This is a genomic window from Streptomyces sp. AA1529, assembly GCF_000280905.1.
Lineage (GTDB): Bacteria > Actinomycetota > Actinomycetes > Streptomycetales > Streptomycetaceae > Streptomyces.
Genome location: NZ_ALAP01000103.1, coordinates 28,365 through 51,249, shown reverse-complemented (window position 1 = coordinate 51,249; position 22,885 = coordinate 28,365). Strand labels below are relative to the sequence as shown.

22 protein-coding genes are annotated in these 22,885 nt (G+C 71.8%); 4 read left to right on the top strand and 18 right to left on the bottom strand.

The features are described 5' to 3' along the window. Positions 1–30: 30 nt before the first annotated feature. The gene (locus A949_RS0130315; RefSeq protein WP_019359823.1) at positions 31–1,332 is read right to left on the bottom strand and encodes an ABC transporter substrate-binding protein; all 1,302 of its coding nucleotides are present in this window, start codon (positions 1,330–1,332) and stop codon (positions 31–33) included. A 140-nt stretch (positions 1,333–1,472) separates the two neighbouring features. Between A949_RS0130315 and A949_RS0130310 the strand changes: the two genes are divergently transcribed. Then, complete coding sequence (locus tag A949_RS0130310) at positions 1,473–2,504, top strand: LacI family DNA-binding transcriptional regulator (RefSeq protein ID WP_026005179.1); 1,032 nt, start codon at positions 1,473–1,475, stop codon at positions 2,502–2,504. Positions 2,505–2,737: 233 nt separating this feature from the next. On the opposite strand, the gene A949_RS0130305 is transcribed toward A949_RS0130310, so the two are convergent. The 4 genes from A949_RS0130305 to A949_RS35105 all read right to left on the bottom strand — a co-directional run bounded on the left by A949_RS0130305 (position 2,738) and on the right by A949_RS35105 (position 7,154). Then, on the bottom strand, positions 2,738–3,136 hold the full coding sequence (locus A949_RS0130305) for a type II toxin-antitoxin system death-on-curing family toxin (protein ID WP_019359821.1): 399 nt from the start codon (positions 3,134–3,136) through the stop codon (positions 2,738–2,740). Then, positions 3,133–3,327 (bottom strand): ribbon-helix-helix protein, CopG family, encoded by a 195-nt coding sequence (locus A949_RS0130300; RefSeq protein WP_019359820.1) that lies wholly within the window; start codon positions 3,325–3,327, stop codon positions 3,133–3,135. Before A949_RS0130300 ends, A949_RS0130305 begins: the two co-directional genes overlap by 4 nt. Before the next feature lie 219 nt (positions 3,328–3,546). Beyond that, complete coding sequence (locus tag A949_RS0130295) at positions 3,547–4,890, bottom strand: class I SAM-dependent RNA methyltransferase (protein WP_019359819.1); 1,344 nt, start codon at positions 4,888–4,890, stop codon at positions 3,547–3,549. A gap of 143 nt (positions 4,891–5,033) precedes the next feature. Further along, positions 5,034–7,154: an APC family permease gene (locus A949_RS35105; RefSeq protein WP_051019699.1), complete on the bottom strand. Its 2,121-nt coding sequence runs from the start codon at positions 7,152–7,154 to the stop codon at positions 5,034–5,036. Positions 7,155–7,223: 69 nt separating this feature from the next. Between A949_RS35105 and A949_RS0130285 the strand changes: the two genes are divergently transcribed. Together A949_RS0130285 and A949_RS0130280 are read left to right on the top strand one after the other, a co-directional pair. After that, the gene (locus A949_RS0130285) at positions 7,224–7,883 is read left to right on the top strand and encodes a potassium channel family protein (protein WP_026005178.1); all 660 of its coding nucleotides are present in this window, start codon (positions 7,224–7,226) and stop codon (positions 7,881–7,883) included. Between the two features lie 85 nt (positions 7,884–7,968). After that, a complete protein-coding gene (locus A949_RS0130280) occupies positions 7,969–8,631 on the top strand; it encodes a potassium channel family protein (RefSeq protein WP_026005177.1) in 663 nt (220 codons plus the stop codon). A gap of 136 nt (positions 8,632–8,767) precedes the next feature. Here the strand turns inward: A949_RS0130280 and A949_RS0130275 are convergent, their stop codons facing one another. From A949_RS0130275 to A949_RS0130215, 12 genes are all read right to left on the bottom strand, one after another. Continuing rightward, positions 8,768–9,772, bottom strand: a complete 1,005-nt coding sequence (locus A949_RS0130275; RefSeq protein WP_019359815.1) for a DUF3048 domain-containing protein — start codon at positions 9,770–9,772, stop codon at positions 8,768–8,770. Between the two features lie 142 nt (positions 9,773–9,914). Next, a complete protein-coding gene (locus A949_RS0130270; protein ID WP_019359814.1) occupies positions 9,915–10,715 on the bottom strand; it encodes a DUF3159 domain-containing protein in 801 nt (266 codons plus the stop codon). A gap of 3 nt (positions 10,716–10,718) precedes the next feature. Further along, positions 10,719–11,123: an OB-fold nucleic acid binding domain-containing protein gene (locus tag A949_RS0130265; RefSeq protein ID WP_019359813.1), complete on the bottom strand. Its 405-nt coding sequence runs from the start codon at positions 11,121–11,123 to the stop codon at positions 10,719–10,721. Between the two features lie 81 nt (positions 11,124–11,204). After that, on the bottom strand, positions 11,205–11,891 hold the full coding sequence (locus A949_RS0130260) for a response regulator (protein ID WP_019359812.1): 687 nt from the start codon (positions 11,889–11,891) through the stop codon (positions 11,205–11,207). Between the two features lie 29 nt (positions 11,892–11,920). After that, positions 11,921–14,575 (bottom strand): sensor histidine kinase, encoded by a 2,655-nt coding sequence (locus tag A949_RS0130255; RefSeq protein WP_019359811.1) that lies wholly within the window; start codon positions 14,573–14,575, stop codon positions 11,921–11,923. 207 nt (positions 14,576–14,782) lie between these two features. After that, the gene (gene kdpC, locus A949_RS0130250) at positions 14,783–15,379 is read right to left on the bottom strand and encodes a potassium-transporting ATPase subunit KdpC (protein ID WP_019359810.1); all 597 of its coding nucleotides are present in this window, start codon (positions 15,377–15,379) and stop codon (positions 14,783–14,785) included. 5 nt (positions 15,380–15,384) lie between these two features. Beyond that, positions 15,385–17,535 (bottom strand): potassium-transporting ATPase subunit KdpB, encoded by a 2,151-nt coding sequence (gene kdpB / locus A949_RS0130245; RefSeq protein ID WP_019359809.1) that lies wholly within the window; start codon positions 17,533–17,535, stop codon positions 15,385–15,387. Further along, positions 17,535–19,196, bottom strand: a complete 1,662-nt coding sequence (gene kdpA, locus A949_RS0130240) for a potassium-transporting ATPase subunit KdpA (protein ID WP_019359808.1) — start codon at positions 19,194–19,196, stop codon at positions 17,535–17,537. Before kdpA ends, kdpB begins: the two co-directional genes overlap by 1 nt. 6 nt (positions 19,197–19,202) lie before the next feature. Continuing rightward, complete coding sequence (kdpF, locus tag A949_RS35940) at positions 19,203–19,292, bottom strand: K(+)-transporting ATPase subunit F (protein WP_019359807.1); 90 nt, start codon at positions 19,290–19,292, stop codon at positions 19,203–19,205. Positions 19,293–19,664: 372 nt separating this feature from the next. Further along, on the bottom strand, positions 19,665–20,450 hold the full coding sequence (locus A949_RS0130225) for a DUF3710 domain-containing protein (RefSeq protein ID WP_019359806.1): 786 nt from the start codon (positions 20,448–20,450) through the stop codon (positions 19,665–19,667). A gap of 1 nt (position 20,451) precedes the next feature. Then, positions 20,452–21,021 (bottom strand): dUTP diphosphatase, encoded by a 570-nt coding sequence (dut, locus tag A949_RS0130220; RefSeq protein ID WP_019359805.1) that lies wholly within the window; start codon positions 21,019–21,021, stop codon positions 20,452–20,454. After that, positions 21,018–21,620, bottom strand: coding sequence for a PaaI family thioesterase (locus tag A949_RS0130215; protein ID WP_051271732.1), 603 nt, complete (start codon positions 21,618–21,620; stop codon positions 21,018–21,020). The genes dut and A949_RS0130215 overlap by 4 nt, the downstream gene beginning before the upstream one ends. Positions 21,621–21,677: 57 nt before the next feature. On the opposite strand from A949_RS0130215, the gene A949_RS0130210 reads away from it, so the two are divergent. Further along, on the top strand, positions 21,678–22,172 hold the full coding sequence (locus A949_RS0130210) for a DUF3093 domain-containing protein (RefSeq protein ID WP_019359803.1): 495 nt from the start codon (positions 21,678–21,680) through the stop codon (positions 22,170–22,172). Between the two features lie 36 nt (positions 22,173–22,208). Here the strand turns inward: A949_RS0130210 and A949_RS0130205 are convergent, their stop codons facing one another. Next, on the bottom strand, positions 22,209–22,790 hold the full coding sequence (locus A949_RS0130205; RefSeq protein ID WP_019359802.1) for a hypothetical protein: 582 nt from the start codon (positions 22,788–22,790) through the stop codon (positions 22,209–22,211). Positions 22,791–22,885 lie beyond the last annotated feature (95 nt).

The window sequence follows — 22,885 nt, the reverse complement described above, 5'->3', positions numbered from 1 at the left end:
CATGGCTTCCGGGTTCGGATTCGGATGCGCTCACGAGGTCGGCAGCGCCTGCATGGCCTCGATGAAGGTGTTCTCGTCCGCCGAGCCGTTGAAGAACTGCTGGAGGGCTCGGTACATCGCGGTGGCCGCCGACTGGGGGTAGGCCTGGTCCCAGGAGAGCTGGAACGCCGGGGCGTTCTTGACCATGTCGTACTGGAACTTCGCGAACTTCGGGCTGGCGGCGGTGTCCAGGAACCGTTCGGTGTTCGTCGTGGTGGGCAGGTTGCCGATACCGAGCTGCGCCTTGACGAACTGGTCCGAGTACATGAGCTTCAAAAACTCGGCGACGGCCTCCGGGTGTTTCGTCTTCTTCAGCACCGAGTAGAAATTGTTGGTGTTGCCGACGAGATTGTCCCGATTCCCCTTGCCTCCCTCGACGGAGGGAAAGGCGCCGTATCCGAGGTCGCTCTTCGCGAACTCGGGGTGCGCGTCCTGCTGTGTCGAGTACTCCCAGGAGCCCATCAGCTCGAAGCCGGCTTTGCCGGATGCCAGGAGCGTCGGGGAGCCCTGGTCGGTGAACTTGACCGAGTCGTAGTTGGTGCCGAAGGCGCCGGCATCGACCAGTTCCCTGATCCTGCCCAGTGCCTTGCGGCTGTCCGGGCTCGCCCAGGCCTTCTTGTCGCCGTCCAGGGCCTTCTGGAAGAGCCCGGGGCCGGCGATGCGGTCGTAGAGGTACTCGAACCACATCAGGGTCGGCCAGCGGTCTCCGCCACCCAGTGCGATCGGGGTGACGCCGTCGGCCTTCAGCGCCTCGACCGCCTCCAACAGCTCGTCCCACGTCTTCGGGGGCTGGACGCCCGCCTTCTTGAGGACCTCGGCGTTGTTGAACAGCAGCACGGGCTGCGTGCCGCGCATGGGGATCCCGTAGGACTTGCCGTCGACCACGGCACTGTTGAACACCGACGGCAGGAACTTCGCCTTGAGGTCGGGGTCCTTGGCGATGAAGGGGTCCAGTGGGAGCAGCAGGCCAGCGTCGACGAACGGCTTGATGCTGCCGCCGCCCCAGTTGAAGAAGACGTCCGGCGCCTGCTTGCTCCTGATGATCGTCTGCAGCTTCGCCTGATAGTCGGCGCCCGGGATCGTGTCCAGGACGACCTTCACCTCCGACGTCTTGTTGAAGGTGGCGACGAGTTCTTTCTCGACCTTGTTCGCGGCGTCCCCGTAGACCAGGACGTGGATGGCGTCGTCGTCGGCCGCATCGGAGCCTCCTCCGCATCCGGAGAGGGACACCACCAGGGCCAGCGCGGCACCACCGACGACAACGGTCCGGGAGAACCGTGCGCGTTGCTTCATCGACCCGCCTCTCGAAACTGTTTCGGAGTACATTCCGAAACTTCTTGACTCGGGACGCTAGAACTCGGCATCTGGGGGGTCAACCCTCGGTCATCGCGTTACCCAAGCGTTACCTTCCGGCCGCGCTCGGTCCGTGCTCTATGCTCCTGGGCATGCGCGATGACGAGGAGACGGGCCGCATCACTCTGGCGCAGGTTGCCGAACGGGCAGGCGTCTCCATCTCGACAGTTTCGAAAGTCCTCAACGGGAGACAGGATGTGGCGGCCCCCACCCGTATGAAGGTGGAACACCTGCTGGAGGCCTACGCGTACCGACGCACCACACGGTCCGCCGGCGAGGCACCCCTCATCGAGATCGTGTTCCACGAGTTGGAGAGCATCTGGGCGATGGAGCTGATCCGGGGGGTGGAGAACATCGCCAAGGTCCACGACGCCGGGGTCGTCCTCACCGAGAGCGGAACCCGCCACGCGCCCGGCCCCGACTGGACGGAAGCGATGCTCCAACGTCGGCCGCTCGGTGTCATCCTGGTCCTCTCCACCCTGCCCGACGAAGTGAAACAACAACTCAGGGCGCGTTCCATCCCGTTCGTCATCGTCGATCCTGCGGGCGACCCCGACGCCGACGTGCCCTCGGTCGGCTCCGCCAACTGGAACGGCGGCCTGGCTGCCACCCGCCACCTCATCGAGTTGGGACACCAGCGCATCGGGATCGTCACCGGCCCCGAGGACATGCTCTGCTCCCTGGCACGCCTGGACGGCTTCCGCTCGGCGATGTCGATGGGAGGGCTGGAGGTGGACCCCGAACTCATCATGTTCGGCGACTTCCACGTGGAGGGCGGATACGAGCGCGCCGCCGAGATGCTGGCCCTGCCCCAGCCGCCCACCGCGATCTTCGCCGGCAGCGACCTCCAGGCACTCGGCGTGCTCGAAGCCGCCCGGGTCCAGGGCCTGCGCGTCCCCCACGACCTGTCCGTGGTCGGCTACGACGACGTGTCCATCGCCCGCTGGGCCAGCCCGGCGCTGACCACGGTGCACCAGCCGCTGCGCCAGATGGCGGAGGAGGCCACCCAGATGCTGATGCGGCTACGGGCCCAGGAGCCGGTGTCCACGCGACTGGAACTGGCCACGAGCATGGTCGTCCGCAACAGCACGGCACCACCTCCGCCGCGGTGAAGGACCCCGAGAACCTCATGCGGCTGCGGCTGTCCGTCCGCAACTTTCGGCTGCGTACGGGAGGTCATTGGGGGCCGGCCAAGGCGGCACCCACATCGAAGTGGAGGCGGCAGACGACCTCCACCGCCTCCACCCCGAACCCCGCCGGCTGCCTCCTCTGCCACCGCCATGACCTGCGGGCTCTCGAAGCCGGCCCGCATCCCGCCTACCGCTTCCTGAACCTGATCCCGCCCTTACCGCACGACGACGGGGAACCAGGCCGACAGGTGCGCGGCGATGGCCGGTACCTCGATGTTGTCCTGCGCGACTTCCTCGACGAACGGACCGGCGGTGGAGACGGGCGGCGGCGCGGTACCCGCACTGACGCCGTTGAACCGCAGGAAGACGCGCATGGCGAGCCAAGCGGTGTGCGTGTTGGCATCGATCAGCGCGTGGTTGCGGGCGACGGAGTGCAGCAGCGCCGCAGCCTTCTCGTGGAGTGTCGGGTACAGCTCGGCTCCGAACACGTTCGTCCGGGGCCGCTCGATCGCCGACACCAGGAGGCCCATGTCGCGCACACTGTGCTCGGTACCGTTGACCGTGCGGGCGATGGCCAGGATCTCGTCGATCTGGATGTAGCGCACTCCGGTCACTTCAGGTAGTCCAGGATCTCCGCGTCGCTGTCCATCAGCTCGGCCAGGACGTCGTCGACCTGCAACTCGGCCCGGTTCTGAGCGTCACGGATGGCCTCGATGGCAAGCTCCTGCTTGCTGCGGCCCTCCCGACGAGCCCGCTCGGTGAGCTTCGCGTCAAGGTCGTCGGGCAGTCGGAGTGTCATCGCCATACAAGGATGATACCTGGTAGGTATCACGTTCGCGAGGAGACCGCGCTCTCGACTCCGCGGAGCTTCAGGGATCTCCCCGGGAGTCACGTGAAGGCGCGCCCTTGCACGTACCCCGCTCACGAATCACAGGTCAGCGCGGCGCGAAGAGCGATGCGTCTCCTCGGGCCGCTACGCGGAGGGAACCCGGCCGAGCAGCCCACCCGGCAGCAGACCCCCAGTTCAGGCGCCCTTCCCCACCGGCTCCAGAATCGCAACGCACTCAACATGGTGCGTCATCGGGAACAGGTCGAAGGCGCGCAGGAAGCGGGGGCGGTAGCCGGCGGTGGCGAAGTAGGAGAGGTCGCGGGCGAGGGCGGCCGGGTCGCAGGCGACGTAGGCGATGCGGCGCGGGCCGAGTGCGGCGACCTGGTCGACGATGCGCTTGCCCGCGCCGGTCCGGGGCGGGTCGAGGACGACCAGGTCGGCCTCGGTGATGCCGGTGCGCGGCAGGACCTTGTCGACCTTGCCGTGTTCGATACGTACCCGGGGGAAGTCCTCGAGGTTCTTGCGGGCGTCGGCCGCCGCCCGCTTGCCCGACTCGATGCCGAGCACCGCGCCCTTCTCGCCGAGGCGGTCGGTCAGCGCCCCGGCGAACAGGCCGACGCCGCAGTAGAGGTCCAGTGCCGTCTCGCCCTTGCGGGGGGTGAGGCCGCGCATCACGGCGTCCACCAGGACCTCGGCGGCGCGGGGGTGGACCTGCCAGAAGCCGCCCTCGCCGATGCGCCAGGTCCGCCCGTCGGCGCGCTCGCGGACGAAGTCGCGGCCGTGCACGCGGTGTACGGCGCGGTCCTTCTCGCCCACGCGGAGGACGGAGACCTCGCGGTTCAGCTCCACGAGGGGCAGCCGGCCGCCGGGGCGGGGGGTGAGGACGACCTGGCGGTCGGCGGAGCCGGTGGCGGCGATGGCGTCGACGGTGGCGATCTGCGGCCACTCGCGCGCCTCGATGCCGAGTTCCTCGACCTCGGGTGCGGCGATCAGGCAGTGGTCGATGCGCTGCACCTCGTGCGAGCGGTGCTTGAGCAGTCCGGCGCGGCCCTCCGCGTCGATGGTGTAGCGCATGCGGGTGCGCCAGGCCGGGACCTCGCCGGGGGCGACCTTGTCGCCCGGTGCGGGCTCGACCGTGCCGTCCCAGGAGACGTCCTCGGGGGTGAGCCCGGCGAGCCGCTGGAGTTGCTCGGTGAGCACGTCGGCCTTGAGGCGTCGCTGCGCGCCGGGCTTGACGTGCTGCCAGTCGCAGCCGCCGCAGCGCCCGGGGCCCGAGAAGGGGCAGGGCGCCTCGACGCGGTCCTTGGCGGGCTCCAGGACGTCCACGGCGTCGGCCCGCAGGAAGCGCGAGTCGGTGCGGCCCTCGGTCACCCGGGCGACGACCCGCTCGCCGGGGAGCGTGTGCCGGACGAAGAGCACCTGGCCGCCGCCGGTACGGGCGACGCAGTGGCCGCCGTGCGCCACCGGGCCGACCTCGACCTCGTACTCCTCCCCCACCAGGGAGGGGGCGAGCTCTTCGGACGCGCTGGCTTCGGGCATCGGGGGGTGACTCCAAACGGCTGGAAAGGCTGAAGGCTGAAGAGCGGCTGGGCGGCGACCGGCACGGGGGAACCGGGGCCGCCGTGCGGCGGGACGCGGGTCCGGCCCGGCGGGAGGGACCGCCCGGGCCGCAGCCGCCGAGTCTACTTCCCGCGTTGCCGGGTCAGGCTCCCCGCCGGTCCGGACCCGTTTCCGGGGCCCTTGCCGCCTTTGCCGCCCTTGCCGCCGTCCTTCTGGGACTTCCGCGGCTGGATGACGGGACCGCGGCGCACGGAGCCGGGCGCGTTCCACTGCTCCCGCCGCCTGGCCCGCTTCTTGGCCAGCTCGGAGGACTCCAGCTGGTAGGGCACCGAGGTGACCATGACGCCGGGTGTGAACAGCAGCCGGCCCTTGAGCCGCAGCGCGCTCTGGTTGTGCAGCAGGTGCTCGTACCAGTGGCCGACCACGTACTCCGGGATGAAGACGCTCACCACGTCGCGGGGCTGCTCCTGGCGCAGCCGCTTCACGTAGTCGATGACGGGGCGCGAGATCTCCCGGTAGGGCGAGTCGAGGATGGTGAGCGGGATGTCGATGCCGCTCTCCTCCCACTCCCTGCGGAGCTGCTCCGTCTCGTCCTGGTCCATGTTGACGGTGACGGCTTCGAGGGTGTCGGCGCGCAGCAGCTTGGCGTAGCGCAGGGCGCGCAGCGTGGGCTTGTGGATCTTGGATACGAGCACGAAGGAGTGCACCCGCGAGGGGCGCAGCTTCGCCTCGGTGGGGTCCTCGGCCGCCAGTTCCTCGGACACTCCGTCGTAGTGCCGGCGGATGGCGGTCATCACGGCGTAGAAGAGTCCCATGCCGACCAGGGAGACCCAGGCGCCGTGGGAGAACTTCGTCACCAGCACCACCACGAGCACCAGCCCGGTGAAGAAGGCCCCGAAGGTGTTGATGGCACGGGAGCGGTGCATGCGGTGCCGGCTCGCGGAGTCGGTCTCCGTGCCGAGCAGCCGGTTCCAGTGCCGGACCATGCCGATCTGGCTGAGGGTGAAGGAGACGAACACGCCCACGATGTAGAGCTGGATCAGGCGGGTGGAATCGGCTCCGTAGACCACCACGAGTATCACCGCGGCGCCCGCCAGCAGCACGATGCCGTTGGAGAAGGTGAGCCGGTCGCCGCGGGTGTGCAACTGCCGCGGCAGGTAGCGGTCCTGCGCCAGGATGGAGCCCAGCAGCGGGAAGCCGTTGTAGGCGGTGTTGGCGGCCAGGAACAGTACCAGCGCGGTGGCCGCTGCCAGGTAGACGAAGGGGAGCGTGCCGTCGCCGAAGACCGCGGCCGCCACCTGGGAGATGACGGGGTTCTGGGTGTAGTCGGCGCCCGCGGGCCGGCCGTCGATCAGCAGGTCCTTGGCCGGGTTCTCCGCCATCCGCACCTTGGTGGCCAGCGCCAGCGCGATGATGCCGCAGAACATGGTGACCGCCAGCACGCCCATCAGGGCCAGGGTGGTCGCGGCGTTCTTCGACTTGGGCTTGCGGAAGGCGGGCACCCCGTTGCTGATCGCCTCGACGCCGGTGAGCGCCGCGCAGCCGGAGGAGAAGGCGCGCAGCAGCAGGAAGGCCAGCGCGAACGCGCCGAGGCCGGACTGTTCGGTGTGGATCTCGTAGTCGGCGGTGGGGGCACGCATCTCGTCGCCCAGGATGACTCCGCGCACCACCCCCCACACGAAGAGCCCGAAGACGCCCGCGACGAAGCAGTAGGTCGGTACGGCGAACAGCTTGCCGGACTCGCGCACGCCCCGCAGGTTCATCAGCGTCAGCAGCACGATCACGGCGACGGCGCAGAACGTCTTGTGCTCGACGACGAACGGGATGGCCGAGCCGAGGTTCTCGACCCCCGAGGCGATCGAGACCGCCACGGTGAGCACGTAGTCGACCAGCAGTGCGCTGGCGACGGTCAGCCCCGCCCTGCGGCCCAGGTTCGTGGTCGCGACTTCGTAGTCCCCGCCCCCGCTCGGATACGCCCGCACGTTCTGCCGGTAGGAGGCCACCACCGTGAACATCAGCACGACGACCGCCACTGCGATCCACGGGCTGAAGCTGTAGGCGGAGGCCCCCGCCACCGACAGGACCAGCAGCACCTCGCCCGGCGCGTACGCCACCGAGGACAGCGGGTCGGAGGCGAAGACGGGGAGGGCGAGACGCTTGGGAAGGAGCGTCTCGGCGAGCCTGTCACTGCGCAGCGCCCTCCCGAGGAGAAGTCGTTTCGGTACGTCGGTCATCCTGGACACGCAGAGGATCGTATGCGGTCAGTCGTGCGATGCTGAGACGGCCCGCTGTACGGGACGAAGGGACGGGCGTTGCACATTGTGATCATGGGCTGCGGGCGAGTGGGTGCAGAGCTCGCGCAGACCCTGGAGCGACAGGGCCACACGGTCGCGGTCATCGACCGGGATCCCACCGCGTTCCGGCGCCTCGGCTCGGGATTCGGCGGACGCCGCGTCACCGGGATCGGCTTCGACCAGGACACCCTGCGCGAGGCCGGTATAGAGGAGGCGGGGGCGTTCGCCGCGGTCAGCAGCGGCGACAACTCCAACATCATCGCGGCCCGGGTGGCGCGTGAGATGTTCGGCACAGAGCACGTGGCCGCGCGGATCTACGACCCGCGGCGCGCGGAGGTCTACCAGCGTCTCGGTATCCCGACCGTCGCGACGGTGCGCTGGACCGCGGACCAGATGCTGCGCCGGCTGCTGCCGTCCGGCTCGGAGCCGCTGTGGCGGGACCCGAGCGGTGCCGTGCAGCTGGCCGAGGTGCACACCTCCGCGTCGTGGGTGGGCGAGCGCGTCAGCCGGCTCCAGGAGGAGGCCGGGGTGCGCATCGCTTTCCTCACCCGGCTGGGCGAGGCCATACTGCCGACGTCCCAGACGGTGCTGCAGGAGGGCGACCTGGTGCATGTGATGATGCGCTGCGACGAGGTCGCGAGAGTAGAGGAAGTCTTCGCCGTGGGGCCGGAGTCGTGAACGGCACACGGGCGGCTGCCGAGCCGCGCCGGAGCAGGACGCACGCACTCCGCCGGACAGGCGGAGAAGCGAACCAGGGGAACGCATGAGAGTGGCGATTGCCGGGGCGGGCGCGGTGGGCCGCTCCGTCGCGGGCGAGCTGTTGGAGAACGGGCACGAGGTCCTGCTCGTCGACAAGGCGCCGACAGCCATCTCCGTGGAGCGGGTTCCCCAGGCGGAGTGGCTGCTGGCGGACGCGTGCGAGATCACCTCGCTGGACGAGGCGGCGCTGGAGCGCTGCCATGTGGTGATCGCCGCAACGGGTGACGACAAGGTCAACCTGGTGGTCTCGCTGTTGGCCAAGACGGAGTACGGGGTGCCCCGGGTGGTGGCCCGGGTCAACAACCCGAAGAACGAGTGGCTGTTCAACGAGTCGTGGGGAGTGGATGTCGCCGTCTCGACCCCGCGCCTGATGTCGGCTCTGGTGGAGGAGGCCGTCAGCGTCGGCGATCTGGTGCGGCTGCTGCGCTTCTCGCAGGGCGACGCGAACCTCGTGGAGCTCACGCTGCCCCCGGAGTCCACGCTGGCGGGCACCCGCGTGGGTGACGTGAGCTGGCCGGAGGACACCGCGCTGGTGACGATCATCCGCGGGTCCCGGGTGCTGACGCCGGATCCGGACGACGTGCTGGAGGCGGGCGACGAACTCCTCTTCGTCGCCGCTCCCGCACGCGAGGAACAGCTCGAGGAACTGCTCTCGACCCGCGGGTGACAGCCCCGCGATGGTGGTCGCGCGGGTGCCGCTCCCGCGGGCTGCGGCGCGCTCACGGGGGCGGAAGCCGCGGTTGACGAGAACGGTCGCGGGCGGGCTTCCGCGGCGGCGGCTCGGCCCGGCGTGAGCGGCCCGGTCAGCTCTTCTTCACCAGCGCGACCCACACCTGGCCGCGCGCGAAGGGCAGCCGATCCCCGCCGTCCGCCAGGGTGAAGGCGGTGCCGCCGCTCGCCGAGGGGCGCGACCAGTGTGCTTCGTACGCCGTGCCGTCCCGCAGCACCAGGGCGTCGCCGGAGCCGACGGTCTCGGTGTAAGGGGTGACGCTGCCGGAACTGTCGTGGAAGCGGGACGGGCGCACGGTCACGTACTGGATCACGACGGTGGCGGGGGCGAGCCGCCCGCCACCGCGGGCACGTGCCGGGGACCCGTCCATCGCCACCAGCCAGCGGCCGCGGTCGGCGGACCAGGTGAAGGTGAAGCGGGCCCCGGGGTAGCGGACGGTGTGCCGGTCGGTGGACCGGCCGCCGCCGGGTGCGGAACCGAAGCGGTAGCCGATGTCCCGGGGCGCGGAGGCGCCGTCGGCGGCCTGCTCGGCGCGGCGCGCCTTGAGACAGAGGTTGTGGGGAACGCGGCGGCCCGGGTCGCGTTCGTAGCCGTCGGTCAGCTCGCCGGGCGGCAGCAGCCGCAGCGGTGCCGCCTCCAGGGTCGGCAGGAGCTTGCTCTGCACGCCGGAGAACGCCAGGGCCGGCTCGCCGAACTGGCGCAGCAGTTCGATGTCGGACTCGCGGGCGCTGCGCACCGGGCCGACGGTGGCGGGGAGGTCGGAGGCGAAGACGGCCAGGATGCGGCTGAGACCGGCCTCGACCTGCTCGGTGTAGACGATGTCGGCGCGGTCGAGCCCGTTCTGCGGCCGGGCCGCGGTCACGTTGTCGACCTTCACCGCCAGCACCCGGCCGCCCTTGTGCTGCTCACCGGTGAACGGGGACGAGTCCCCCTCGCCTCCGTCGGAGCCGCACGCGGCGAGGGTGCCCGTGCCGAGCGCCGCGGCGGTCGCCAGGACGGTCCGCAGCACCGTCCTGCGTGCCCTGTGCGCGGCCGCTCCGTCCGTGGGCGGTCCGGGCCGCCGGGTGGGGTCGTCCATGGCGCCTCGCCTCCGTGTCGCCGTGCGCGTCGCGGAGATCCTTCCCCGCGGCGGCGAGGACGGCGCGGCAGGCGGTCCGGTTGGCCCGTTCAGCCGGACCGCGGGGCGGGCGCGTGCGCGTCGACGGCGGCGCCGGCCGGGTTCAGCGGCGGTGCCGGCCGGTCGTGCCCGCCTCCGCCGTGGCGGCCTGTGCGGCGGCCTTCTCGGCCTTGGCCGCTTCCTCCTCGGCCTCCAGCTCGGCGATGACATTGATCGGCGGCGGCGCCTTCGCCAGGAAGATCCAGGTGAGGTAGACGGCCAGCAGGAACGGCGGGATCTTCAGGATGACGGTGACCCAGCCGAACTGGGTGGTCTCGCCCCAGAAGTAGAGCGGGAAGAGCACGGCCGACTTGCCGAGCAGGATGAATCCCCAGGCGTAGCTCGCCTTGGTGTACGCCTTCTTGCGGCCGGGGTTGCGCTTGCGCCAGGAGAGGTTCTCCTTGAACACCGGACCGAGCACCAGGCCGAGCAGCGGCACGCCCGCCATGGCGGTGACGAGGTAGGCGAGCGCCAGGCCCAGCGTGTAGAGCATGCCCGGCAGGTAGAAGTCCTTGGCGTTGCCCGTCATCATCGCGAAGAGCACGCCGAAGCCGACGCCGAAGATCCCGCTGAAGGCGTGCTTGACGGTGTCCTTGCGCAGCAGCCGGAAGACGACCATCACACCGGAGAGCACCAGCGCTGTGATCGCGGCGGTGTGGATGTCCTTGTTCACCGTGTACATCGCGATGAAGACCAGGCCGGGCACCGTCGTCTCGACCAGGCCCCGCACCCCGCCGAACGCCTCGAACAGCGCCGCTTCCGTGACGGCCTGCGATCCGGTCTCCTGCGGGGCCTGCGAGCCGGTCCCGCCGGCCGGCCGGTCGTCCGGCTCCTGCGCTTCGGTCCGCTTGTCGGGAAGGGTCACCCGCTACTCCTGTCCGAGGGGTCGCAGCTCGTACTTCGGGTTGAACATGACGGGACGGCCGTGGTTGACGGTGATCCGCCCCCAGACGATCAGCTTGCGGCCCGGCTCGATCCCCGCGATGGAGCGGCGGCCCAGCCAGACGACGTCCAGCGAGGCCGACCCGTCGAACAGCTCGGCCTCCAGGGTGGGCACTCCGGCGCGCGGCCGCAGTGTCACGGTGCGCAGCGTACCGGTTACCCGCACCATCTCGCGGTCGGTGCATTCGGAGATACGGGCACAGCCGGTGTCCTCGGCTTCCTCACGCAGCTCGGCCGAGCGCAGGTCCTCCTCCGAGGAGGAGAGCCGTTCCAGGAACCGTCGGAACCGCCCGCTTCCCGTGCCCCGCTGCTCTCGGGTGGCGCCAGTCATAACCGCCAGGGTACCGCCGGACGGCGGCACGTCTCCCCCGCCCGCCGGCACCGCCGCGTACCGGGGCGCCGCAGCGTGTGCTCACGTCTCGAAGCGGTAGCCCATGCCGGCCTCGGTCACGAAGTGCCGGGGGTGCGAGGGGTCGGCCTCCAGTTTGCGGCGGAGCTGGGCCATGTAGACCCGCAGGTAGTTGGTCTCGGTGCCGTAGGAGGGGCCCCAGACCTCCCTGAGCAGCTGCTTCTGGCTCACCAGCCGCCCGGGGCTGCGAACCAGCACCTCCAGCAGATGCCACTCGGTCGGGGTGAGCCGTACGTCGCCGCCGTCGCGGTGCACCTTCTTCGCCGCCAGATCGACGGTGAAGGTCCGGGTCTCGATGACCCCGGTCCCCTCCGGCATCCCGGCCGGCGGCTCCGCGCGCCGGACGGCGGCGCGCAGCCGGGCCAGCAGCTCGTCCATGCCGAACGGCTTGGTGACGTAGTCGTCGGCTCCGGCGTCCAGCGCCGCCACCTTCTCGTCGGAGGTCTGCCGGGCGGAGAGCACCAGGATCGGCACCCGGGTCCAGCCGCGGATGCCGTGGATGACGTCCACGCCGTCCATGTCGGGCAGTCCCAGGTCCAGGACGACGGCGTCGGGATGCCGGTCGGCCGCCAGGCGCAGCGCGGTCGCGCCGTCGTGCGCGGCGTCCACCTCGTACTTGCGCGCCTTGAGGTTGATCACGAGGGCGCGGACGATCTGGGGTTCGTCGTCGACCACGAGCACCCGGTGCATTCTTGTTCCTCTCGGTTACGTCGTGCCGCTCAGGCGCCGGAGCGCTGCGACTGGAGCTGCGGTCTGCCGCCGGGGTTCGACAGCCGGCGGGGCGCGGGTCCGCGGCCGTGCGCCGCGCGCAGGGTGAGCACCATGGTCATGCCGCCCCCGGGGGTGTCCTCGGCCTCCAGCGTGCCGCCCATCGCCTCGGCGAAGCCGCGGGCGACGGCCAGACCGAGGCCGACCCCGGCACCGCCGGGTGCGTCGCCGTAGCGCTGGAAGGGCTCGAAGATGCGGTCCTTGTCGCTGTCGGGCACCCCGGGGCCGCGGTCGGTGCAGCGCAGCTCGACCCGGTCGGCCAGCGCGCTGGCGCGCACCAGCACCTTCTTCCCCTCCGGGCTGTACTTGACCGCGTTCTCCACCAGGTTGGCGACGGTGCGCTCCAGCAGCCCCGGGTCGACGGCGACCAGCGGCAGCGCCTCGGCGACGGCCAGCCGCACGCTGCCCTCCGGGACGCCGCCCAGCGCCTTGGGCACGACCTCCTCCAGGCTGATGTCCTTGATGTGCGGCCGGACGGTGCCGGTGTGCAGCCGGGACATGTCCAGCAGATTGCCGACCAGGTTGTCGAGCTTGTCCGCGCCCTCCTCGATCGCCCCCAGCAGCTCCGCCTCGTCCTCCGCCGACCACTGCACGTCGTCGGAGCGCAGCGAGGAGACGGACGCCTTGATGGCGGCCAGCGGGGTGCGCAGGTCGTGCGAGACGGCGGCCAGCAGCGCGGTGCGGATCCGGTTGCCCTCGGCCAGCTCGCGGGCCTGCTCGGCCTCGCCCAGCAGCCGCTGCCGGTCGAGCACCCCGGCGGCCTGCGCGGCGAACGCGGCGAGGACCCTGCGGTCCTCGGCGGGCAGCACCCGTCCGGAGAGCACCAGCATCATGCTGTCCCCGACCGGCATGTCCGTCTCGCCGTCCTCCGGTGCGGCCAGCCGCTTGCCGGAGCCGGTGGTGCCGACGCTGCCCGCGCAGGTCCACGCGGCCCGCTCGGCGGTGCGCTCCAGCAGGGCGACACCGTCCATGGCGAAGGTCTCCCGGACCCGCTCCAGGAGCGCCTCCAGGCTGGGCCCGCTGCCCGGACCGCCGCTCGCGTGCGGGGTCTCGCCGCGCAGCACGCTGCCCGCCAGCGCGGAGAGGATCTCCGACTCGGCGCGCAGCCTGGCCGCCTGCTGGGTGCGCCGGGCCGCCAGGTCCACCACGGAGGCGACGGCCACGGCGACGGCGAAGAAGACGGCGAGCGAGACGACGTTGCGGCCGTCGCTGATGGTCCAGGTGCGGACGGGCTCGGTGAAGAAGTAGTTCAGCAGCGCCGAGCAGACCGCGGCGGAGGCCAGCGCGGGCAGCAGTCCGCCCACCAGTCCGGCGGTGACCGTGAGCACCAGGAAGAGCAGCACGTCGTTGGCGAAGCCGATGCCCGGCTCGGTGGCCAGCATCAGGAACGTCAGCAGCACGGGAGCCCCGAACGCGGTCAGCCAGCCGGCGACGACGCGCGCCGTGCCCAGCCGGGCGGCCCGGGTGCCGGGCAGCCCGCGCCCCCGGGCGACTTCCTCGTGGGTGACGATGTGCACGTCCAGGTCCGGCCCGGAGTCCCGGGCGACGGTGGCGCCGACCCCGGGCCCGAAGACGTACTGCCAGGTCCTGCGGCGCGAGGAGCCGAGCACGATCTGGGTGGCGTTGTGGCCCCGCGCGAACTCCAGCAGGGCCTGGGGGATGTCGTCGCCGATGACGTGGTGGTAGGTGCCGCCGAGGTCCTCCACGAGGGTGCGCTGGACGGCGAGTTCCTGCGGGGAGGCGGAGGTGAGGCCGTCGGCGTGGGAGATGTGGACGGCCAGGATCTCGCTGCCCGAGCCCTTGGCCGCCATCCGGGCGGCGCGGCGGATCAGGGTGCGGCCCTCGGGCCCGCCGGTGAGCCCGACGACGATCCGCTCGCGGGCCTGCCAGGTGGTGCGTATGCGGTGCTCGGAGCGGTACTGCTGGAGATACTCGTCGACCCGGTCGGCCGTCCACAGCAGGGCCAGTTCGCGCAGGGCGGTCAGGTTGCCGGGCCGGAAGTAGTTGGACAGCGCCGCGTCGACCTTGTCCGGCGCGTAGACGTTGCCGTGCGCCATCCGGCGGCGCAGGGCCTGCGGGGACATGTCGACCAGTTCGATCTGGTCGGCGCGCCGCACCACTTCGTCGGGCACGGTCTCGCGCTGCCGTACGCCGGTGATGGACTCCACCACGTCGCCGAGCGACTCCAGGTGCTGGATGTTGACGGTGGAGACGACGTCGATCCCGGCGGCGAGCAGTTCCTCGACGTCCTGCCAGCGCTTGGCGTTCCGGGAGCCGGGCACGTTGGTGTGGGCCAGTTCGTCCACGACGGCCACGGCGGGGCGGCGGGCGAGCACCGCGTCGGTGTCCATCTCGGTGAGGTCGGCGCCCCGGTGTGTGGTCCCGCGGCGCGGCACCTGCTCCAGCCCGTGCAGCAGCACTTCGGTCCGCGGGCGGTCGTGGTGCTCGACGAATCCGACGACCACGTCGGTGCCCCGCTCCACCCGGCGGTGCGCTTCGGAGAGCACGGCGTAGGTCTTGCCGACGCCGGGCGCCGCTCCGAGGAAGACCCGCAGCCGGCCCCGCCGCCGCTGCTGCTGCTGCGTTCCGGACACCATGCCCTCCATTGTCACCGCTTTCCGGCCCTGGTCATGCGGTGCGGGCGGGGCCGGGCGTCAGGGTTGCGTATGGATCGCCCGGGTGGGCGCCGGGCGCCCGGGCGGCGTTCGGCGTCCGTCCCGGCCCGCCACGCCGGGGGCCGGGACCGGGCCGGGTGCCGCGGACCGCACTCACGGCGGGGAGGCCGGGCGCGGGCTCCGCTGGGAGCCCCGCGGTCAGCGGGAGGCTGCCGCGGCGCGCAGGGCCACGTTCAGCGTCAGCACGTTCACATGCTCCTCGCCCAGGAATCCGGCGCCGCGGCCCTCCGTGTGCGAGGCCACCAGAGCCCGCACCGCCTGCACGGGCAACCCGTTGGCCCGTGCCACCCGCGCGCTCTGGATCCTCGCGTACCGGGGTGAGATGTGCGGGTCGAGGGCCGATGCGGAACCGGTCACCGCGTCGGGGGGCACGGCGGCGGGCGGCACCCCGTTCAGCTCGGCGACCTCGTGCCGGGTCCGCCGTACGGACGCGACCAGCCGCGGGTCGCTCGCACCCAGCTGACCGGAGCCGGAGGCACGCGGATCGTAGCCGGAGTGCGAGGGGCGGCCGTGGAACCACTTCCGGCCGCGCCACTGCTGCCCGATCAGGGCCGAGCCGACCTCCTCGCCCGCCACCCGCACCGGCGAGCCGTTCGCCTTGCCGGGGAAGACGGCCTGGGCGACGCCGGTCACCGCCAGCGGGTAGAGGACCCCGCACAGGAGAGTCAGTGCGAGCAGGGCGCGGCCGGCGGCCCAGCCGAGCCGGCCCGCGGCGCGTACAACAGCTGTGGTCATGTCGCTCAGCTCACTCCGGGAAGCGTGGTCAGCAGCAGGTCGATCAGTTTGATGCCGAGGAACGGTGCGACGAGTCCGCCGACGCCGTAGACGGCGAGGTTGCGGCGCAGCAGCCGGTCGGCGCTCAGCGGCCGGTAGCGCACGCCGCGCAGGGCGAGCGGCACCAGGGCGACGATGATCAGCGCGTTGAACACCACGGCGGAGAGGATCGCCGACTGCGGCGAGGTGAGCCGCATGATGTCGAGGGTCTCCAGGCCGGGGTGGGCGGCGGCGAACATCGCGGGGATGATCGCGAAGTACTTCGCGACGTCGTTGGCGATCGAGAAGGTGGTCAGCGCGCCGCGGGTGATCAGCAGTTGTTTGCCGATCTCCACGATCTCGATGAGCTTGGTGGGGTCCGAGTCCAGGTCCACCATGTTCCCCGCCTCCTTGGCGGCGGAGGTTCCGGTGTTCATGGCGACGCCCACGTCGGCACGAGCCAGGGCCGGGGCGTCGTTGGTGCCGTCACCGGTCATGGCGACGAGCCGGCCGCCGGCCTGTTCGCGTTCGATGAGCGCCATCTTGTCCTCGGGGGTGGCCTCCGCGAGATGGCCGTCGACTCCGGCCTCGGCGGCGACGGCCTCGGCGGTCAGCGGGTTGTCCCCGGTGATCATGACGGTTCTGATGCCCATCCGGCGCAGTTCGGCGAAGCGTTCGGCGATGCCGTCCTTGACGATGTCCTTGAGGTGGATGACGCCGAGCGCCCGGGCACCGGCAGCGTCCTCGACGGCGACCACCAGGGGGGTGCCACCCGCCTCGGAGATCTCGCGCACCGCGCTGTCGACCTCCGTGCCGACCCGGCCGCCCCGCTCCTCGATCCAGCCGGACACCGCCGCGGCGGCGCCTTTGCGCACCCGCAGCCGCACGCCGGTACCGTCCGGGGCACCGACGTCGACGCCGGACATCCGGGACTGCGCGGTGAACGGCACCCAGGTGGCGCCCTCCGGCGCGGCCGGCGCGGCCGGGCCGCCGCCGTCCGGCGGGTGCTCCCCGGCGGCCAGTGCGACGACGGAGCGGCCCTCGGGTGTCTCGTCGGCGAGCGAGCCGAGCCGGGCCGCGTCCGCCAGCTCCTCCGCCGGGATGCCCGCTGCCGGGACGAAGGCGACGGCCCTGCGGTCGCCCAGCGTGATGGTGCCGGTCTTGTCGAGCAGCAGCGTCGTCACGTCCCCGGCCGCTTCCACGGCCCGCCCGGAGGTGGCCAGCACGTTGCGCTGCACCAGCCGGTCCATCCCGGCGATGCCGATGGCGGAGAGCAGCGCCCCGATGGTGGTGGGGATGAGGCAGACGAGCAGCGCCGCGAGCACGGTCAGGGACTGTTCGGCCCCGGCGTGGTCGGCGAACGGCTGCAGGGTGACGACGGCGAGGAGGAAGACGACCGTGAGGGCTGCCAGCAGGATGTTGAGGGCGATCTCGTTGGGCGTCTTCTGCCGGGCGGCGCCCTCCACCAGTGCGATCATCCGGTCGATGAAGGTCCGCCCGGGCTCGGTGGTGATCCGTACGACGATACGGTCGGAGAGCACCTTGGTGCCGCCGGTGACGGCGCACCGGTCGCCGCCGGACTCCCGGATGACGGGGGCCGATTCGCCGGTGATCGCGGACTCGTCGACGGTGGCGACCCCCTCCACGACATCGCCGTCCCCGGGTATCAGGTCACCCGCCTCGCAGACCACGAGGTCGCCGACCCGCAGTTCGGTGCCGGGCACCGCGGTCTCCCGGGCGTCGTCCGGTCCGGCCAGCCGCCGGGCCACGCTCTCGGTCCTGGCCCGGCGCAGGGTGTCGGCCTGTGCCTTGCCGCGCCCCTCGGCCACCGCTTCGGCGAGGTTGGCGAACAGGACGGTCAGCCACAGCCAGGCCGTGATCACCCAGCCGAACCAGTCCCGAGGGTGGGCGACAGCGAGGCAGGTGGTGACGACCGAGCCCACCTCGACCACGAACATCACCGGCGACGCGGCCATGCACCGCGGATCGAGCTTGCGCACGGCGGCCGGCAGCGACCGGGCCAGGTGCCGCGGGGTGAACGACCCGCCGCCCGGGGGCCGGCCGGGAGAGTGCCGGCCCTCGGCCGGATCCTGGGTGTCATCCGGCCGCGGAGTGCGGACCGCTGTTGTCGTGCTCATCAGGAGAGTCCCTCCGCGAGCGGCCCCAGGGCCAGGGCCGGGAAGAAGGTGAGTCCGGTGACGATCAGCACGGAGCCGACCAGCAAGCCGGAGAAGAGCGGCTTTTCGGTGCGCAGGGTGCCTGCCGTGACGGGCACCGGCGCCTGCCGGGCCAGCGAACCGGCCAGCGCCAGGACGCACACCATCGGCAGGAACCGGCCCAGCAGCATGCACAGGCCCAGCGTGGTGTTGAAGAACGGCGTGTCGGCGCCGAATCCGGCGAAGGCGCTGCCGTTGTTGTTGGCGGCCGAGGTGTAGGCGTACAGCACTTCGGTGAAGCCGTGCGCGCCGATGTTGGTCATCGCCCGCTCGCCGTCGGGCAGCGCCATGGCGAGCGCGGTGCCGCCCAGCACCAGAGCGGGAGTGCTCAGCAGAAAGCAGGCCGCGTACTTGATCTCGCGGGTGCCGATCTTCTTGCCCAGGTACTCGGGCGTGCGGCCGACCATCAGCCCGGCGAGGAAGACGGCGATGACGGCCATGATCAGCATGCCGTACAGCCCGGAGCCGACCCCGCCCGGTGCGATCTCGCCGAGCATCATGCCCAGCAGCGCCACCCCGCCGCCGAAGGCGGTGTAGGAGTCGTGGAAGGAGTTGACGGCGCCGGTCGAGGTCAGCGTCGTGGAGGCGGCGAACAGCGCGGAGGCGCCGGCTCCGAAGCGCTGCTCCTTGCCTTCGGTGGCGCCGCCGGCGAGCTGGGCCGCCGTGCCGTGGTGCGCGTACTCGGCGGCGGTGATCGCTGCGACGCCGGCCAGCCAGATGACGCCCATCGCGGCGAGGATCGCGTACCCCTGGCGCACGTTCCCGACCATCGTGCCGAACGTTCGGGTCAGGGAGAACGGGATGACGAGGAGCAGGAAGATCTCCAGCAGGTTGCTGAAGCCGTTCGGGTTCTCGAAGGGGTGTGCGGAGTTGGCGTTGAAGAAGCCGCCGCCGTTGGTGCCCAGTTCCTTGATGGCCTCCTGGGAGGCGACGGGGCCGCCCGGGATGTGCTGGGTGGCCCCGGAGAGGGTCTGCACCTCGTGCGTCCCGGCGAGGTTCTGCACCACGCCGGTCGCCACCAGGGCGAGCGCGCCGAGGAACGCGACCGGCAGCAGGATGCGCACCACTCCGCGGACCATGTCGGTCCAGAAGTTGCCCAGTTCCCCGGTGCGCGACCGGGCGAAGCCCCGGACGAGGGCGATGGCGACGGCCATCCCCACGGCGGCCGAGACGAAGTTCTGCACCGCCAGCCCGGTCAGCTGCACCAGATGGCCCATGGCGGACTCGCCCGCGTAGGACTGCCAGTTGGTGTTGGTGACGAAGGAGGCGGCGGTGTTGAACGCCTGGTCCGGGTCGAGTGCGCGGAATCCGAGGGACAGCGGCAGCCTGTCCTGGAGCCGCTGCAGGGCGTAGAGGAAGAGCACTCCGGCGGCCGAGAAGGCCAGCACCGCGCGGATGTAGGCGGGTGCGCGCATCCCGGCGTCCGGATCGGTGCCGACGCAGCGGTGGAGGAGCCGCTCGACGCGCAGATGCCGGTCGGAGCGGTAGACGGCGGCCATGTAGTCGCCGAACGGCCGGTGCACCAGCGCGAGCGCTCCGACGAGCGCCACCACCTGGAGCACGGCGGCGAGAGGGGTACTCATCGGCGCTCAGAACCTCTCCGGGAAGAGCAGGGCGCAGACGAGGTAGCCCAGCAGCGCGAGGGCCACCACGAGCCCCGCGGCGTTCTCTGCGCTCACAGCCGGTCCATCCCTCTGGCGACGAGCGACAGCAGTGCGAAGACCGCGACGGTGGTGGCGGCGAAGGCCGGATCGGCCATCGTGTGCTCCTGGTGGGTAGGTTGTGCGGACCCACCCAGGAAACCCCCCGCCGACGGCGTGAGCGCCTGCCGTTGACGTCCCTCATACACGTCCCGGGGCGCTCTTGACGGGGCCCGTACGTCCTTGACGCGGCCCATACGCGGCCGCCGTTGCCTACGCGTCTGCGGCGGGCGCGCACGACGGAAGGCCGGGCCCGTCGGGCCCGGCCTTCGCGGCAGCACGTCGCGCCTGGGAGTGTCTTCGAAGGCGCGCCGTCCGCCCGGAGGGCAGACGGGGCTTCGAAGACACTCCCTAACGCACCTCGGAGATCTCCGGGCCGCGCTGGAGCTTGTCGAGGCCGCCCGCGAACCGGGAGCCCTCCTCCACCGTCTCCTGCTGCACTCCGTCCGGCACCATCTGCGCGTCCTCGGGCAGCTTCAGGACGATGGGGTCGCGCGGCGCCATCGGTCCCTCGCCGCGCACCACGACCGTGTCCCGGAAGATCTGCTCCAGCACACCCGCCGCCTCGGGCTGGACCGCGCCCTGGCCGGAGATCACCCCGCGCAGGAACCACCGCGGTCCGTCCACCCCGACGAACCGGACGACCTGCACGCCGCCCGTCCCGTCCGGCAGCTGCACCGGCACCTGCGCCCGCAGCTCCCAGCCCATGGGCCCCTCGGCCTCGTCGATGACGCCGCCCTGCTGGGTGATGCCGGAGGCGATCTCCTCCCGCACCTCGTCCCAGATGCCCTCGCGCTTGGGCGCCGCGAACGCCTGGAGCTGGACGGCGCTGTCCTGCAGCACGACGGTCGCCGCGACGATCGCGTCACCCGCGACCTCGACCCGCAGCTCCATGCCCTCGACGCCGGGGATGAACAGGCCGCCCAGGTCGACCCTGCCGGAGTCGGGCTCGGTGACCTCGTCGATGTCCCAGGGACCGTCCGGACGGGGCGCCGGAGGCAGCTTGACCCGGCTCTCTCCGGCGCCGGATTCGGTGTCCGCGCCGTCCTGCGGCTCGTCCTCGCCTTCCTGTTCCGTCTCGAACTCGTCCGAGGTGCCCTGGGGCTCTTCGCTCTTCTTGCGACGACGTCCGAACACGTCACTGTCCTCTCAGGTCGGAAGCTCGATCGGCACCGACCGCAACGTAATCCTTCTGCTGTGCGGCTGTCTGCAGGGTGACGCCCGACGCGTCGGCGGGCGCCGACCGGGCCGGGCGGTCCGCCGCGTGGCCGCCCGTGGAGCCGAAGCCGCCCGCGGCGCGCACCGAGTCGGGCAGCTCCTCGACCTCGCGGAACCGCACCTTCTCCACCTGCTGGACGACGAGTTGGGCGATACGGTCGAACCGCTCGAACCGCACGGTCTCGCGTGGATCGAGATTGGCCACAATCACCTTGATCTCCCCACGGTACCCGGCGTCGACCGTTCCCGGTGCATTCACCAGCGAGACGCCGCAACGGGCCGCGAGGCCCGAGCGCGGGTGGACGAAGGCCGCGTAGCCCTCCGGGAGGGCGAGCGAGATTCCCGTCGGCAGGACGGCCCGCTCCCCGGGAGCCAGTTCCGCGCCCTCCGTGGTCACCAGATCGCAACCGGCGTCTCCCGGATGCTGGTAGGAGGGCACGGGCACCTCGGGGTCGGTCCGCCGCAGCAGGATCTCGACACCGTCGCTCATGGGTTCACCTCGAAGGCACGCGCGCGCCTGACCTGGTCGGGGTCGTCCATGGCCGCGTGGATCTCCTCCTCGCGGCCGTTCTCGATGAAGTGCTCGACCTTCACCTCTATGAAGACGGCGTCCGCGCGCACGGCCACCGGGCCCTCCGGACCGCCGATCCGGCCGGTGGCCGTCGAGTAGATCTTGCGCCCGTGCACCGCGGTCGTGCGGGCCTCCAGATACAGGAGCGTGTCCACGGGGACCGGGCGCAGGAAGTCCGTCTCCAGCCGTCCGGTCACGGCGATCACGTGCATCAGCCAGCCCAGCGAGCCCAGGGTCTCGTCCAGCGCGGTGGTCAGCACGCCGCCATGGGCGAGGCCGGGCGCTCCCTGGTGGGCGGGCTTGACGGTGAACTCGGCGGTGACGCTGACACCCTCCCCGGCCCGCGCGGCCAGGTGCAGGCCGTGCGGCTGCCCGCCGCCGCAGCCGAAGCACATGTCGTAGTGGGCACCGAGGGGCGCGCCGGGCTCGGGAGCCTCGGGGTGGCGCACCGGCGGTACGGCGTCCGGTGGCGGCACCAGCGAGGTCTTCGGGGAACTGGGGGGATTGGCTGCACTCACGGGTGCAGACCTTACCGCCGTGCGGGGCGCCGGGGGGCGCCGTGCCAAGCTGGACACATGGTTGCCCCGGCCGCGCTCCACGACGAGCGCCTCACCGCTCCCCGGTCCTGGTGGCTGATCGCCGCCGGAATCGGGGTGGCCTGCGCGCTGATGCTCTTCCCCTTCGGTCCGCTGCCGCTGCTGTGCGGCCTGGTGGGAGGCGGCGCGCTGGCAGCCGTGTGCGTGAGCAGCTACGGCAGCGTCCGGGTGCGGGTGGTGGCGGACTCGCTGATCGCCGGGGACGCGCGGATTCCGGTGTCCGCGCTCGGGGAGGCCGAGGCGCTGGACGCGGCCCAGGCGCGCGCCTGGCGTACGTACAAGGCCGACACGCGGGCGCACATGGTGCTGCGCGGCTACGTCCCGACCGCGGTGCGGGTCGAGGTGACCGATACGCAGGACCCCACGCCGTACGTGTACCTCTCCACCCGGCATCCGCAGCGGCTGGTGGAGGCCCTGGCTTCGGCCCGCGAGTCGGCCGTTTCCCAGGACTCGTCCGGTCGATCATGTGACTAGCCGGATCCGGCCTTCGGCGCGGGCGCCGGGCCCCGGTCAGCCGCGGTGCGGGCCGCTCGCGCCGGCGCGCAGATCGGCGCGGACGCGCTCGGCGAGCCGTGCGGTGTCCCTGCGGTTCAGCACGGCGCCGGCGGCGGCTCCGATCAGGAACGGCGCGAGGTTCGGCAGGGTGCGCAGGGTGCGCTTCGTGATCTGCTGCCGCAGTCGGCGGCGCAGCTCCCCGTTCATGGCCGTGCTCAGGGTGGCGGGGCGGGTGAGTTCTATGCCGCGTTCGGAGGCCCAGGCGCCCAGGTAGGCCGCGGCCCGTTCCCGGACGTTGCCGGGTGCGCGGCGGCCGTAGACCTCGTGCAGCTCGGCGATCAGCTTCAGCTCGACACCGGCGACGCCGACGATCTCGGCGGTCAGCTCGGCGGGCAGGGCCGGGGGTACCGGCAGCATCGCGGCGCCGCCGACTCCCGCTCCCACGGCGGCCGCGCTCCGGGTGGCTCCGGCCACCAGCCGGTCGGCCAGCTCTTCGGTGCTCAGCCCGGGGAACTGGCCGCGGAGGGTCGCCAGGTCCCGCACCGGCACCCGCGGGGCGAGTTCGATGACGCGCTCGGTGACCGCGCGTACGTACATCTGCGTACGCGCCCGGATCCGCCGTGTGGCGCCGCCGGACCGCGGTCCGGGGCCGGACGCTGTCCCGCCTGGCGGCGCGGACGGCACCGGGGCGT